This window comes from Streptomyces sp. NRRL S-350 (assembly GCF_000719705.1).
Lineage (GTDB): Bacteria > Actinomycetota > Actinomycetes > Streptomycetales > Streptomycetaceae > Kitasatospora.
In genome coordinates, this window is the sequence record NZ_JOHO01000166.1 from 1 (window position 1) to 1,095 (window position 1,095).

Here is a 1,095-nt window from a genome sequence, read left to right on the forward strand (position 1 = left end):
ACCATCGTCAGGGTTCCGTCGCCACCCCGGCCGGTGATCACCTGTGGGTGGGGGGTGCCCTGGGCCAGTGCGGTGAGGGCTTGGCGTTGTTCGTGGGGGGCGCGGGCCAGGACGACGGCGCGGTGGTCGAAGGCCGTGCGGGTGGTGGCGAGGGTGTAGCCGGTGTCGAGGGGTGAGGTGTCGTCGGTGAGGGCGTCCGCGAGTCGGGCCGCGGTGTCCCGCAGGGCCTGCTCGTCCCGACCGGAGAGCAGCCACGGGACCACGCCGGGGTCCGGTGCGTCGGTTGCGGGTTCGTCGGTGACGGGCGGTTGTTCGAGGATGACGTGGGCGTTGGTGCCGCTGATGCCGAAGGAGGAGACGGCGGCTCGGCGGGGACGACCGGCCGTCTCCGGCCAGTTCTGCTCCTCGGTGAGCAGTGCGACGGCTCCCGCCGTCCAGTCGACGTGCGGGGTGGGTTCGTCGACGTGCAGGGTGCGGGGCAGCACCCCGTGCTGCATGGCGAGGATCATCTTGATGATGCCGGCGGCGCCGGCGGCCGACTGGGTGTGGCCGATGTTGGACTTCACCGAGCCCAGCCACAGGGGCTGTTCACGGTCCTGCCCGTAGGTGGCGAGGAGCGCCTGGGCCTCGATGGGGTCGCCGAGGCGGGTGCCGGTGCCGTGTGCCTCCACCGCGTCGACGTCGGAGGGCTGGAGGCCGGCGTTGGCGAGGGCCTGGCGGATGACGCGTTGCTGGGAGGGCCCGTTCGGGGCGGTGAGCCCGTTGGAGGCACCGTCCTGGTTGACGGCGGAGCCTCGGACGACGGCGAGGACCGGGTGGCCCAGGCGCCGGGCGTCGGAGAGGCGCTCCAGGACGAGCAGACCGACGCCCTCGCCCCAGCCGGTGCCGTCCGCGTCGGCGGAGAAGGCCTTGCACCGGCCGTCGGGGGAGAGACCACCCTGCCGGCTGAACTCGATGAACGTCCGGGGCGTCGCCATGACGGTCACACCGCCGACGAGGGCCATGGTGCATTCGCCGTTGCGCAGGGCGTTGGCGGCGAGGTGGACGGCGACGAGGGAGGACGAGCAGGCGGTGTCGATGGTGACGGCGGGGCCT

1 protein-coding gene is annotated in these 1,095 nt (G+C 73.1%); it reads right to left on the bottom strand.

Going from position 1 to position 1,095, the window contains the following annotated elements; genetic code table 11:
• Positions 1-1,095 (bottom strand): beta-ketoacyl synthase N-terminal-like domain-containing protein (locus tag IF30_RS0140265; RefSeq protein WP_037903066.1); only part of this gene is annotated, 1,095 nt, incomplete at both ends.